Source organism: Methylibium sp. T29-B (assembly GCF_000576225.1).
GTDB lineage: Bacteria > Pseudomonadota > Gammaproteobacteria > Burkholderiales > Burkholderiaceae_C > Methylibium > Methylibium petroleiphilum.
In genome coordinates this window covers 29,298-41,337 of record NZ_AZSN01000002.1, presented here as the reverse complement: position 1 = coordinate 41,337, position 12,040 = coordinate 29,298, and the positions used below count along the sequence as shown (strand labels likewise).

Sequence of the window (12,040 nt, the reverse complement as noted above, 5' to 3'; positions counted from 1 at the left end):
AGCCACTCTAGGCGGACGCGAAGTCCTCATTGGGTTCATTGAAGAACAACTCAGGCGCCGCCGAGGCACCAATCAAGCGATCTCGCCGATGGCTTTGAAGCGGGGGCCGTCGGACAGCATGCCGGGAATCTCGCTGGCGAGCAGGTCGATGGCGGCGCGCGTTTTCATCGGCAGATGCCGGGTCTGCGGCCACACGGCGTGCACCGCCACGGCGTGGGCGTGGCGCCCGTCGCCAATGAACTTCAGGTTACCCACCGCGACGTGGGGCGCAGCCAGCCAGCGCGGCAGCCGCGCCAGGCCGGCGCCAGCAAGTGCCGCATCGGCGATCGCCTGGACGTCGTCGAAGCGCAGGCGGCGCTGCACCAGGAGTTCCTGCTCGCGGCCGTCGGCGTCGGCGGCCAGCCAGGGCGCTTCGGGCCCGCTGCTGGCGTAGACGATGGCGGTGTGATGCCGGAAGTCGTCGGCGCTCACCGGAACGCCTCGGCGGCCCAGGTAGGCGGGTGCCGCACAGATCACGAAGTCGAAGCTGCCCAGGCGCCGCGCCGCCAGCGTGGCGCTGTCGCGCAGCGTGCCGAGGCGCACGCCGAGGTCGAAGCCTTCCTCCAGCAGATCGACCACGCGGTCGGACAGCGCCACCTCGAGTTCCAGCCGCGGATGCAGTGCCACCAGCCGCGACAACAGCGGGGCCACCATCTCGCGCCCGAGCAGCAGCGGCGCGCTGACGCGCAGCCGACCGATCAGGTCGCGGCCCGAGGCATCGAGCGCGGCCTCGGCGGCCTCGATCTCGGCCAGCGCCCGCTTGCAGCGCTCGAAGAAGGCCTGCCCGTTCTCGGTCAGGCTCTGGCGACGGGTGGTGCGGTTGAAGAGGCGCGTGCCCAGGCGCTGCTCCAACCGCGCGATGCTCTTGCCCACGGCCGATCGCGTCTGCCGCAGCCGGGCCGCCGCCAGCGCAAAGCTGCCGGCCTCGACGGCCTGCACGAAGGTCGCGATGCCCTTGAGACGTTCTTCCGTTTCGAGAGCACTCAATTGGCGCCTCCGGCTCTACACACTGGCTCCCAACATACCTCAAAGAGGAACTCCTGTCCTCATAGACTTTGATCGATCGGAACGCCGTCGGCAGTTCCCCTTCCACTTCGAAAGAACGCCATGCACGCCTATCGACTTCATCGGGGACAAGGCATCAAGGGCCTGGAACGTGTCGAGATTCCAGCGCTGCCGCTTCAGCCGCACGAGGTTCGCATCGGCATGCATGCCGTGTCGCTGAACTACCGCGACCTCGAGATCGCGCGGGGTGGTACCGAAGGCTCGCCCGCCATCACGCCTTGTTCCGACGGTGCGGGCGTGGTGCTGGAAGTCGGCGCGGCCGTCTCGCAATGGCGGGCAGGCGACCGGGTCATGGGAAGCTTCTTCCCGAACTGGATCGACGGCGCCGTCACCCCCGACAAGACCGCCGGTTCGCTCGGCGCGCGCGGGCCGGGCATGCTGGCAGAAAACGTGGTGCTGCCCGCGCACGCTTTAGTGGCAGTGCCGGCGTCACTCAGCTTCGCCGAAGCCAGCACCCTGTCCTGTGCGGGCGTCGTCGCCTGGAACGCCCTGTTCGTCGCCGGTGCGCTCAAGCCGGGCAGCACGGTGCTGCTGCTCGGCACCGGCGGGGTATCGATCTGGGCCCTGCAGCTGGCCAAGGCGGCCGGCCTGCGGGTGCTGATCACGTCGTCCGAAAACCACAAGCTGGACATCGCCCGCCGCCTGGGCGCCGACGACACGATCAACTACCGCGCGCAGCCCCAGTGGGCCGCCCGAGTCCGGGAACTGACCGGCGGGCGGGGCGTGGACCTGGTGCTCGAGACGTCGGGGCGCGACACGCTGGGACAATCCATGGCCGCGTTGCGTCCGGAAGGCACGCTCGCCGTGGTGGGCGGCACCTCCGGCTGGGGCGGCGCACTCGATGCCGACGCCCTCATCGATGGCGCCCTGCGCCTGCGCGGCATCCTGGTCGGCAGCCGCACGATGGCCGAGGAGCTGGTCCGCTTCGTCGAGCGCTCGGGCATTCGTCCCCTGATCGATCGCCGTTTCGGCTTCGACCAGGCCGCAGCAGCCTACGAGTACCTGGCCGCGGCACGGCATGTCGGCAAGGTCGTCATCGACATCGCGCCCGAGGCCTGAGCGCGTCGCAGTCCGGGGCGAGAGGCACTCCATCCATGCCGTGCAAGGTGCCGCCCGCGATCCATCCAGGACCATCCACCGTCACGCCTCACTTCTGCTTGGCGAGCCACTTGTCGAACTGCGCGATCTCCTTCTTCTGCGCCGCGATGATCTGTCTGGCCATGGCCTTCATCTCTGCGGACTTGCCATTCGCCAGTTCCAGCTCGGCCATATTCAGAGCCTGCTGATGGTGCAGCTTCATCATCATCGCGAAGTCCTTGTCGGTGTCGCCTGACATCGGCATCTTCTGCATCCCGTCCATGCCCATCATCATGGACGCCTTCATGTCATGCGGTCCGGCGGTGCCCTTGTGCATCGGTGCCATGGGTGCGCTGGCGGACGGGGGCCATCGCAGGCGCCGTCTGGGCTTGCGCCGGCGTGGATGCGAGCCAGAGTGCTGTCAGCGGCACCAGGCACACGGACTTGAAGGGGCTAAAGGTCTTGAAGTTCATCGATGCCTCCTGGAGTGATGTCGAATGGTCGGTGCGCCATGGCAAGGCAGGCGGACCCCTGACAGCCGACAGGCATATCGCATTCCTGAAAGGCCACAGCTTTTCAACTTCCGAGCATCACGGCTTCGGCCGGCGCCGGCTGTGCGCCAGCGTACCCACCGATGAGATGCATCACGACCGCCTGCGTGAAGCGGTCGGTGCCTGGGAAGGGCTTACGGACGCCGGGCCAGTTGCCGCCGCACGAGCCACACGGTCAGCAGCGGCAACACGACCCACTGCAGCAGCGGCGCCAGGCCGATGCCTGCACCGGGCACCAGCGGCATCGTCGGCAGGTAGGTCCACTGCGCGCTCCAGTACCCGCGCGTCGCCAGCCACTCGATGGCTGCGGTGATCGAAACGCCGATCGATACGAACAAGGCCAGTTGCCATCCGCGTGGCGCAACGATCCAGCGGCGGCTGCGTGCGATGGCGGCGACGGTGCCGTGGGCCAGCAGCATGATCACTGCGTCGCCGAACGTGGCCTGCAGGCACGCCCTCGTCACCAGCGCGTGCGGCGTGTCCGCCATGCCTGCATACAAGGGCGCCTGCAGGATCTCCCACGCGAAGTTGAGCGGCAGCGCAAAGAGGACCACGTTGAACTCCGGGGCCTCGGTCACCGCGTCGACGGTCCGGCGGATCGCCCGGCGAAGGAAGTCAAGGCGCCACACGGCTCAACGACCGTTCGCGCGGTTGAGGTCGTCGTGACGCGAGCGAATCTGCGCGGGCCACTGCGACTTGATCCACGAGAGCGCGGCGACGATCTCCTCGTCACTGAGCACGCCATCGTAGGCCGGCATCGCCGAGGCGTAGTCCTTCAGGTTCGCGGCCTTGGCCACGCCATGCTTGGTGATGCGGAACAGCAGTTCGTCGTCGTGATGCCAGGTGTGCCCGCTCGCGTCGTGGGGTGGAGCCGGCAGCTTGCCGTCCAGCCCGCGCTCGCGCCAGTTCGCCTGCCCTTCCAGCCTCGCGCCGTGGCAGGCCGCGCACTGCGCCGAGTAGACGCGCTGCCCCATCGCCGTGAGCCGGATGTCGTCGGGACGCAGGCGATAGACCGGCTCCGCAGGTCCGCCGGCGCCCCAGAGGACATAGGCGACGATGACCGTCACGGCAACAGCGCCGACGCCGAGCGCCACTGTCCTGTACTTCCGCCTCACGGGCATCGCTCAGGTCCCAATGCCGGCAACACGATCCACGTGCGGGCTCCGAAGCCTAAAGGCCCACCGCTGCAACGGGTACGGGCGTGTAGCCGGCGTCCTTGATGGCTTCCTCGAGCTTCGCGGCATCGGCCGAGACCGGCTCCACCTGCACCCGGTGCGTCGCCAGGTCGATCTGGACCTTGGCATCCTTGTCCGTGCCTTCAGCGCCTTGGTGATGGTGCTGACGCAGTGGCCACAGGTCATGTCGTTGACTTGGAAGGCAATCATGGCTCTCTCCGAGGGTGGTTGACCGCCCGACTCTCGGCCTTCCCAGTGTGGGAAGGTCAAGCGAATCTCTCCGTGAATCCACAATCACGGTGGGCAGAATTGCTCGACGGCGGTTGACCTTGCCATCGTCAGAACCTTGACGATGCGCACCATCGAACAACCGCCCGAGATCACCATGAGCACCGCCGCATTCTCCGAGATCAAGCTGCAGGTCACTGGCATGACCTGCGCCTCCTGCGTCATGCGCGTCGAGAAGTCACTCAAGGCGGTGCCCGGCGTTCAGCAGGCCAGCGTCAATCTGGCGACGGAACAGGCCTCGGTAAGTGCCGATTCCGGGGTGACCGCGGACACGCTGACCGCTGCCGTGCGCAAGGCCGGCTACGAGGTCGCGACGACCGAGACCACGCTGCAGGTCGAGGGCATGACATGCGCCTCGTGCGTCGCCCGCGTCGAGAAGGCCCTGCTCAAGGTGCCCGGGGTCGAAGGCGCCATGGTCAACCTCGCCACCGAGAAGGCCAGCATCCGGGCGCTGTCGACGGTGCCGGTCACCGCGCTGAAGGCCGCCATCGAGAAGGCCGGCTACTCCGCCAAGGATCTTCAGGAAACGAAGCCCCAACCGGCAGCACGTCTGCCGGCGTGGTGGCCGGTCGCCTTGAGCGGTGCGCTGACGCTCCCGCTGGTGCTGCCGATGCTGCTTCAGTTATTCGGCATCGAATGGATGCTGGACGGCTGGGTGCAGCTGGCCTTGGCGACGCCGGTGCAGTTCTGGCTCGGCGGGCGCTTCTACCGCGCCGGCTGGAAGGCTGCGCTCGCCAAGACCGGCAACATGGACCTGCTGGTGGCGCTGGGCACCTCGGCGGCCTATGGGCTGTCGGTCTACCTGCTCTTCGAGCATGCCGCGCATGGCATGCCCCACCTGTACTTCGAGGCGTCGGCGGCCGTCATCACGCTGGTGCTGCTGGGCAAGTGGCTCGAACAGCGCGCCAAGCGCCAGACCGCCGACGCGATCCGCGCGCTGAACGCTCTACGCCCGACCACCGCGCGCGTGCGCCGCGGCGACCGCGAGGTGGACCTCCCGGTGGAGCACGTCGTCGTCGGCGATCTCGTCGTCGTTCGCCCCGGTGACCGCGTGGCGGTCGACGGCGACATCGTCGAAGGCCGCAGCCACATCGACGAGTCGCTGATCACCGGCGAGAGCCTGCCGGTGGCCAAGGGCGTGGGCGACAAGGTGACCGGCGGTGCCATCAATGCCGAAGGCGCCCTCACCGTCCGCACCACGGCCATCGGCGCCGAGACGACGCTGGCCCGCATCATCCGCATGGTCGAATCGGCCCAGGCCGCGAAGGCACCGATCCAGCGCATCGTCGACCGCGTCAGCGCGGTCTTCGTGCCCGTGGTGCTGGGCATCGCGCTACTGACCTTCCTGGGCTGGGTCGGCTTCACCGGTGACTGGGAACAGGCGCTCATCAACGCCGTGGCCGTGCTGGTCATCGCCTGTCCCTGTGCGCTCGGCCTGGCCACGCCCACGGCCATCATGGCCGGCACGGGGGTGGCCGCGCGCCACGGCATCCTGATCAAGGACGCCGAGGCGCTGGAAGTGGCGCACGCGGTGACCGTCGTCGCGTTCGACAAGACCGGCACGCTCACCGAGGGCAAGCCGTCGCTGGCCGCCGTCGTGGCGGCGGAGGGCATGGCCCGGGACGAGGTGCTGCGCCTGGCTGCAGCGCTGCAGAAGACGAGCAGCCACCCGCTGGCCGTCGCCGTGCTGGGCCAGATTCGCCACGAGCGACTGCCCGTGCCCGAGGCGCACGACAGCCAGGCCTTGCCGGGGCGCGGCGTGCAGGGCGTCGTGCGCGGTCAGACGCTGGCCCTGGGAAGCACGCGCCTGCTGCGCGAGCTCGGCCTCGAGGAAGGACCCTTGCACGGCGAAGCGCAGCGCCTCGAACGACAAGGCAGGACCGTGTCGTGGCTGGTGCGGTCCGATGCCGGCCAGCAGCGTCTGCTGGGCCTGCTGGCCTTCGGCGACACGGTCAAGCTTGCGGCGACGGAAGCCGTGTCCAGGCTGCACCAGCTCGGCATCCGCACCGTGATGCTGACCGGCGACAACCGCGGCGCGGCCGAGGCCGTCGCGAAGGAACTGGGCATCGACGATGTTCGTGCCGAGATCCTGCCGGGCGACAAGGCGGCCATCGTGAAGGAACTGCGCGATGCCGGCGAGATCGTCGCCTTCGTCGGCGACGGCCTCAATGACGGCCCGGCGCTGGCCGCTGCCTCCGTGTCGTACGCGATGGCGGGAGGCGCCGACGTGGCGACCGAGACCGCCGGCATCACGCTGATGCGCGGCGACCCGCAGCTGGTGGCCGACTCGCTGGACATCTCGCGCCGCACCTACTCGAAGATCAAGCAAGGCCTCTTCTGGGCTTTCGGCTACAACGTGCTGGGCATTCCGCTGGCGGCTTTCGGACTGCTGAACCCGGTCATCGCCGGTGCCGCGATGGCCTTCAGCAGCGTCAGCGTGGTGCTGAACGCCCTGACGCTGCGCCGCTGGCGCGGCGTGGCCGACGGACGTGCAACAAAGCCGACAGTTCGGCCCTCACCAGTGGCAGCCTTCGGAGAACAACGATGAGCATGAACATCGGCGAAGCCGCGAAAGCTTCCGGCGTGTCGGCGAAGATGATCCGCCACTACGAAAGCGTCGGCCTCTTCCCCGAGGCCCTGCGCACCGAGTCGGGCTACCGGCAGTACACCGCCAAGGACGTCAGCACGCTGCGCTTTGTCCGCCAGTCGCGCGACCTGGGCTTCTCCATCGAGCAGATTCGCGAACTGCTCGGTCTGTGGCAAGACCGCAAGCGCCCGAGCCGACAGGTGCGCGCCCTGGCGCAGGCGCACATCCAGGAACTCGATGAGAAGCTCAAGGAACTGCACGCGATGAAGCCACGCTCGAGCACCTCGTGCACTGCTGCCACGGGGACGACCGGCCCGACTGCCCCATCATCGACACGCTCGCCCACGAAGCAGGCGCCCCGACGGCCGCGCCGCGCCACGCGTCCGGCAAGACGGCGGGACTGCAACCAGGGCGGGCGCGTCGCCGGGCCAGCTGACGGGCACCGCGGCCGGCCTGGTGAGCGCGGCTGCAATCAGCGCGCCAGTTCGACCGTCAGGTTCACCGGTGCACTGCCCTTGTTCGTCCACATCCAGCAGTAGTCCTGTGTCACCGTGACGTTCAGCGTGTCGCGGCCAATGGCGACCTGCGACTGCTTGGCCGGGAACACGGCATCCTTGCCGACGTGGTAGTGGATGTTGAAGTCGACAGGTGCCGCGGCCGTGAAGCTCCAGCGCACGCCGTCCCCCGACGCCAGCTTGCCGCAGACCTCGACGAACTTGCCCGCGGCCACCTGCGCCTTGTGCGCAAAGCGGCCGTCGGGCGACCACGTGATGTCAACGATGTGGTTGGAAGCAGAGGCCGCGCCGCACAGTGCCACCGCGGCCAGCATGCCGCAGGTTCGGATGTTCTTGATGTTCATGTCTTGGGGTCTAAGGCCTGTCAAACCGACCGTCCAAGGGTCGCAGAGATGGGGGCCCGGTCCATCGCGGGCGGGCCCACCACGGGCTACTGTGCCATCTGCATCTCTGTGACGGTGTACTTGCCCGCATCGTTGATGGCCTTGAACCTGATCTTGTCGCCGGCCTTCAGCTTGTCGAGCATCGCCTTGTCCTTGACGGCGAACACCATCGTCATCGCCGGCATGTCCAGGCTCTTGATGTCGGCGTGCTTGAGGGTCAGCTTGCCGCCCTCCTTGTCGACCTTGCGCACTTCGCCGTCCGTCATGTCGCCGACGGCTGCCTGCGCGGTCGGCTTGCCATGATCGCCATGCGCACTGTGACCACCCTGGTGGCTGGTAGCCCAGGCCGGCGCCAGGGCAGCGGCGGAGAGGAGCAATACGAGGCCGGGGGTGCGCCGGAGAGTTGCTTGGAGCTTCATGAACGTTCCTTTTGTTTGAAGTAGCTGTTGAACATCTGCGTGCTGCCATCCTTGGCGATGAGCAGCACGTCGTAGGGGTCCTGCAAGTTGTCGAAAGCGGGGCCGTCCATGCCCGGGGAGCCGACCGGCATGCCCGGTACGGCCAGGCCGATCGCCTCGGGCCGCTCCTTCAGCAGCCGGCGGATGTCGGCTGCTGGTACGTGCCCCTCGATGGCGTACCGGCCCACCAGCGCCGTGTGGCACGAGCCGAGCTTCATGGGCACGTTCAACCGCGCACGGGCCGCGGTGTTGCCTGTGTCGTTGACCTTGACGCGGAAGCCGCTGGCCTCGAGGTGCGTGATCCAGTCCTTGCAGCAGCCGCAGGTCGGACTCTTCCAGACCTCGACCCACACGGCCTGAGCTTGCGCCTGGCCCTGTGCTTGCAGCACCGCCGGGATCGCCAGCAGTCCGCCAGCGCCGAGCAGGGACGCGATTGCGCGACGGCGCTTCATGCCTTGCGCGCCGGTGCAACGACGATCGTGCCCACCATCCCGCCCTGGTAGTGACCGGCGATCAGGCAGGCGAACTCGAACTCGCCGGCGCGGTTGAAGGTCCAGACGATCTCGCCGGACTTGCCGGGTGGCACATGCGCCATGTACGGCTCGTCGTGTTCCATGTTCGGGAACTTCACCATCATCTCGGCATGCTTGGCGTTCTCGGCCTTGGTGCCGATGACGAACTCGTGCAACTGCGTGCCGTCGTTGCGGACGACGAACTTGACGGTCTCGCCCTGCCGCACCTCGATGCGCTGGGGCGTGAAGCGCATGTTGTCGCCCATGCCCACCGCAATGCTGCGCTTGGCGCGTTTGGCGTCGCCGGCAATGCCCCAGTCCTTCTGTTCCTTGACCACCGGGCCTGACTTGGGAGCGTGCGGCTTGTCGGTGTGGGCCTGCGCGCGGGAGGCCAGCAGCGGTACCGCCAAAGCCGCGGCGGTGGCCGCGAGGCGCGTGATGGCGGCGCGGCGGCCACCCTTGGTCGTCGTTGCTTCGTTCATGCAGTTCTCCTGGGTCGGTGATGGTCAGTGGCCCGAGTGGCCGCCTGCAGGCTTGCGCACCTTGACCTCGATGTCCTGGGCGGGCTTGGCCATCGACGGCATGGAGCCGGCCCCCGGGCTGGCGTCGGCCTTGAAGCGCGCCGGGTCGGGCAGCGCGCCCGTGAACTCATAGGCCACGGTCCCCGGCGGGTGCTGGTACCAGCCCGGGTCGGTGTAGTCGCCTCGCTTCTGGCCCTTGCGCACCTTCACAACGCTGAACATGCCGCCCATGCCGACAGCACCGAACGGGCCGGTGCCGGTCATCATGGCGGCCGTGTTGTCGGGCAGCGGCATCTCCATCTCGGTCATGTCCTTCATGCCGCGCTCGCCCATGACCATGTAGTCGGGGATCAGCTTCGTGATCTGCTTGGCCACGCCGCGGTGGTCCACGCCGATCATGGTCGGCACGTTGTGGCCCATCGCGTTCATCGTGTGGTGGCTCTTGTGGCAGTGGAAGGCCCAGTCGCCTTCCTCGTCGGCCAGGAAGTCCAACTGCCGCATCTGCCCACCGCGATGTCGGCCGTCACCTCGTACTGGCGTGTGCTCTTGGGTGTCGGGCCGCCATCGGTGCCCGTGATCAGGAACTCGTGACCGTGCAGGTGGATCGGGTGGTTGGTCATCGTCAGGTTGCCGACGCGGATGCGCACCTTGTCCATGTGGCGCACCACCAGCGGGTCGATGCCCGGGAAAATGCGGCTGTTCCAACTCCACAGGTTGAAGTCGAGCATGGTCATGATCTTCGGCGTGGCGCTGCCCGGCTCGATGTCGTAGGCGTTCAGCAGGAAGCAGAAGTCGCGGTCGACCTCGTCGATCAGCGGGTGCTTGTTCTTCGGGTGGGTGATCCAGAAGCCCATCATCCCATCGCCATCTGCACCATCTCGTCGGCGTGCGGGTGGTACATGAAGGTGCCGGGGCGGCGCGCCACGAACTCGTAGACGTAGGTCTTCCCGGGCGGAATGCCGGGCTGGTTCAGCCCAGTCACTCCATCCATGCCGTTGGGCAGGCGCTGACCGTGCCAGTGGATGCTGGTCAGCTCGCCAAGCTTGTTCGTGACGAAGATGCGAACACGGTCGCCTTCCACCACCTCGATCGTCGGCCCGGGGCTCTGCCCGTTGTAGCCCCACAGGTGCGCCTTGAAGCCGGGCGCCATCTCGCGCACCACCGGCTCGGCGACGAGGTGGAACTCCTTCACGCCCTGGTTCATGCGCCAGGGCAGCGTCCAGCCGTTGAGCGTGACGACGGGGTTGTAGGGGCGCCCTGTGTTCGGCACCAGCGGCGGCATGGTATCGGGCTTGGTCTGGATGACGGGCTCGGGCAGCGCCGCCATCGCCACCTTGCTGACGGCGGCGGCGGCCGCGGCCGCGGTGATGGCGCCGGCGCCGCCGAGCATCTTGCGTCGAGAGAGCATGTGAGAGTCCTTCATGTTCAGTGGCCTGCCCCGGCGGCTTCGGCCGCCATCGCGGGGCCGGCAGCAGCCGCGAGGCTGGGCTTGCCGATGAGGGCCATGTCGAGGTCTGCCTGCGCGATCCAGAAATCGCGCAGCGCTTCGATGGCGGCGTTGACGCTGGCGATCTGCGTGCGCGCATCGGCAAGCAGTTCGAACACGCCGATCAACATGCCGTTGTAGCGAAGCACGTTCTCCTCGGCGATGCGCTGATTCAGCGGCACGATTTCGTCACGGTGGTGACGTGCGATGTCGTAGGCCGTGCGGTAGCCGGTGTAGGCCTCGCGCACCTCGGAGCGCGCGTTGATCGCGGTCTCGGCAGCGCGATGCAGCGTCTGCATGTACACCGCCTCGGCGCGTGCGACGCGCGCGCCACCCCAGTCGAAGAGCGGGAGCTCGAAGCCGATCTCCCAGCCGCGCTGCGTGGGCGCCTCGTTAGAGCTGTTGCGCACCAGGCCGAGTTCCAGCACGTTGACGAAGCGGGTGGTCCGCGTCAGGCCCAGGTTGCTGGCGGTCTGCTCCGCCGCCAGCTTGGCGCTCTGCACGTCCAGCCGCTGCGCCATCGCCACCTGCTCGATGTCGGGCAGTTCCTTGGGCGATGCAGGTAGGTCCGGCAGGCGCTCGGGCAGGGTGAACTGAGTCTGCGGACCCCAGACGCCGAGCAGGCGCACCAGCCTCTCGCGCGTCGAGCGCTGGGCCTGCTCTGCCCGCGCAAGCTGCAGCACCGCGTTGGCGTAGAACGACTGCTCCCGGGCACGCTGCAGCTTGTTGAAGTTGCCGACCTGCTCCATCCGCCGGGCCAGTTCGGCGCTGGCGTCGGCCGCCTCCTTGACCTGCCGCATGTAGCGAACGGTCTCTTCCGCTGCAAGCGCGGTGAAGTAGGCCTTGCGCGTGTCGGCGGCCAGCGACAGCACGCTCATCGCCACACGAGCCTTCACCTGCTCGAAACGGCGTGCCTCCATCCGTCCGACCAGCGGCATTGCGACCAGGCGCGCCAGGTTGAAGTGCAGGCCGCGCTCGATCTCGCGCTCGTCGCCCTGGCTCATGCGCCCGAAGCTGAAGCCCGGGTTCGGCAGGCGTCCGGCCTGTACGACTTCCGCTTCGGTGATGCCGAGTTCCGAGAAGTCGGCCTGCAGCCCGCGGTTGTTGAGCAGCGCGATCTGCACGGCATCGTCCACCGTGAGCGGCTTGGCCAGCAGTTCTGCCACGCGCTTGTGGATGGTGTCCAGCTCGGCGTCGCTGCGCGCCCACTGCAGATCCTTGCCGGTCCGTTCCTTGGTGGTCCGCTCGACCGCGCCGAACCCACCATCGGCGCTGAAGCTCGCGCAGCCTCCCAACATCACCGCGCTGGTGACAAGCGCCAGCACCCGGAGGCCGCGAGCGCCGCGCCTTGAGGGGGCTAGATCTTGGATGTCATGGCTCATC

The 12,040-nt window shown here is 67.9% G+C and carries 13 protein-coding genes and 2 pseudogenes; 3 read left to right on the top strand and 12 right to left on the bottom strand.

Annotation, left to right across the window (positions count from 1 at the left end; genetic code table 11):
- Positions 1-72: 72 nt before the first annotated feature.
- A complete protein-coding gene (locus Y694_RS00640; protein ID WP_051495445.1) occupies positions 73-1,026 on the bottom strand; it encodes a LysR family transcriptional regulator in 954 nt (317 codons plus the stop codon).
- Positions 1,027-1,146: 120 nt separating this feature from the next.
- Between Y694_RS00640 and Y694_RS00635 the strand changes: the two genes are divergently transcribed.
- Positions 1,147-2,163 (top strand): NAD(P)-dependent alcohol dehydrogenase, encoded by a 1,017-nt coding sequence (locus tag Y694_RS00635; RefSeq protein WP_036228853.1) that lies wholly within the window; start codon positions 1,147-1,149, stop codon positions 2,161-2,163.
- An 88-nt stretch (positions 2,164-2,251) separates the two neighbouring features.
- Here the strand turns inward: Y694_RS00635 and Y694_RS00630 are convergent, their stop codons facing one another.
- The 5 genes from Y694_RS00630 to Y694_RS26960 all read right to left on the bottom strand — a co-directional run bounded on the left by Y694_RS00630 (position 2,252) and on the right by Y694_RS26960 (position 4,093).
- On the bottom strand, positions 2,252-2,518 hold the full coding sequence (locus tag Y694_RS00630; protein WP_152543435.1) for a DUF305 domain-containing protein: 267 nt from the start codon (positions 2,516-2,518) through the stop codon (positions 2,252-2,254).
- Positions 2,490-2,654, bottom strand: a complete 165-nt coding sequence (locus Y694_RS23965) for a hypothetical protein (RefSeq protein WP_155935767.1) — start codon at positions 2,652-2,654, stop codon at positions 2,490-2,492. Before Y694_RS23965 ends, Y694_RS00630 begins: the two co-directional genes overlap by 29 nt.
- 212 nt (positions 2,655-2,866) lie before the next feature.
- Positions 2,867-3,310, bottom strand: a complete 444-nt coding sequence (locus tag Y694_RS00625) for a hypothetical protein (RefSeq protein ID WP_036228958.1) — start codon at positions 3,308-3,310, stop codon at positions 2,867-2,869.
- Positions 3,311-3,364: 54 nt separating this feature from the next.
- Complete coding sequence (locus Y694_RS00620) at positions 3,365-3,799, bottom strand: c-type cytochrome (protein ID WP_231497443.1); 435 nt, start codon at positions 3,797-3,799, stop codon at positions 3,365-3,367.
- A 57-nt stretch (positions 3,800-3,856) separates the two neighbouring features.
- Positions 3,857-4,093 (bottom strand): heavy-metal-associated domain-containing protein, encoded by a 237-nt coding sequence (locus tag Y694_RS26960; protein WP_409072455.1) that lies wholly within the window; start codon positions 4,091-4,093, stop codon positions 3,857-3,859.
- A gap of 199 nt (positions 4,094-4,292) precedes the next feature.
- On the opposite strand from Y694_RS26960, the gene Y694_RS00615 reads away from it, so the two are divergent.
- Complete coding sequence (locus Y694_RS00615; RefSeq protein WP_036228957.1) at positions 4,293-6,743, top strand: heavy metal translocating P-type ATPase; 2,451 nt, start codon at positions 4,293-4,295, stop codon at positions 6,741-6,743.
- A 2-nt stretch (positions 6,744-6,745) separates the two neighbouring features.
- Positions 6,746-7,218: pseudogene (gene cueR / locus Y694_RS00610) on the top strand (Cu(I)-responsive transcriptional regulator).
- Between the two features lie 36 nt (positions 7,219-7,254).
- On the opposite strand, the gene Y694_RS00605 reads toward cueR, so the two are convergent.
- The 6 genes and pseudogenes from Y694_RS00605 to Y694_RS00580 form a co-directional block, all read right to left on the bottom strand.
- Positions 7,255-7,641 (bottom strand): hypothetical protein, encoded by a 387-nt coding sequence (locus Y694_RS00605; RefSeq protein ID WP_036228848.1) that lies wholly within the window; start codon positions 7,639-7,641, stop codon positions 7,255-7,257.
- Between the two features lie 86 nt (positions 7,642-7,727).
- Positions 7,728-8,099, bottom strand: coding sequence for a copper-binding protein (locus tag Y694_RS00600; RefSeq protein WP_051495442.1), 372 nt, complete (start codon positions 8,097-8,099; stop codon positions 7,728-7,730).
- A complete protein-coding gene (locus Y694_RS00595) occupies positions 8,096-8,590 on the bottom strand; it encodes a DUF411 domain-containing protein (protein ID WP_036228842.1) in 495 nt (164 codons plus the stop codon). Before Y694_RS00595 ends, Y694_RS00600 begins: the two co-directional genes overlap by 4 nt.
- Positions 8,587-9,132, bottom strand: a complete 546-nt coding sequence (locus Y694_RS00590; protein WP_051495439.1) for a cupredoxin domain-containing protein — start codon at positions 9,130-9,132, stop codon at positions 8,587-8,589. Before Y694_RS00590 ends, Y694_RS00595 begins: the two co-directional genes overlap by 4 nt.
- 24 nt (positions 9,133-9,156) lie before the next feature.
- Positions 9,157-10,579, bottom strand: a pseudogene (locus Y694_RS00585) (multicopper oxidase family protein).
- 17 nt (positions 10,580-10,596) lie between these two features.
- Positions 10,597-12,039 (bottom strand): TolC family protein, encoded by a 1,443-nt coding sequence (locus Y694_RS00580; RefSeq protein ID WP_051495437.1) that lies wholly within the window; start codon positions 12,037-12,039, stop codon positions 10,597-10,599.
- Between the last annotated feature and the right edge of the window lies 1 nt (position 12,040).

Coding starts and splice junctions, on each gene's coding strand:
- Y694_RS00635 (WP_036228853.1), top strand. CDS start 1,147: ATGCACGCCTATCGACTTCATCGGGGACAAGGCATCAAGGGCCTGGAA.
- Y694_RS00630 (WP_152543435.1), bottom strand. CDS start 2,518: ATGCACAAGGGCACCGCCGGACCGCATGACATGAAGGCGTCCATGATG.
- Y694_RS23965 (WP_155935767.1), bottom strand. CDS start 2,654: ATGAACTTCAAGACCTTTAGCCCCTTCAAGTCCGTGTGCCTGGTGCCG.
- Y694_RS26960 (WP_409072455.1), bottom strand. CDS start 4,093: ATGACCTGTGGCCACTGCGTCAGCACCATCACCAAGGCGCTGAAGGCA.
- Y694_RS00615 (WP_036228957.1), top strand. CDS start 4,293: ATGAGCACCGCCGCATTCTCCGAGATCAAGCTGCAGGTCACTGGCATG.
- Y694_RS00605 (WP_036228848.1), bottom strand. CDS start 7,641: ATGAACATCAAGAACATCCGAACCTGCGGCATGCTGGCCGCGGTGGCA.
- Y694_RS00600 (WP_051495442.1), bottom strand. CDS start 8,099: ATGAAGCTCCAAGCAACTCTCCGGCGCACCCCCGGCCTCGTATTGCTC.
- Y694_RS00595 (WP_036228842.1), bottom strand. CDS start 8,590: ATGAAGCGCCGTCGCGCAATCGCGTCCCTGCTCGGCGCTGGCGGACTG.
- Y694_RS00590 (WP_051495439.1), bottom strand. CDS start 9,132: ATGAACGAAGCAACGACGACCAAGGGTGGCCGCCGCGCCGCCATCACG.
- Y694_RS00580 (WP_051495437.1), bottom strand. CDS start 12,039: ATGAGCCATGACATCCAAGATCTAGCCCCCTCAAGGCGCGGCGCTCGC.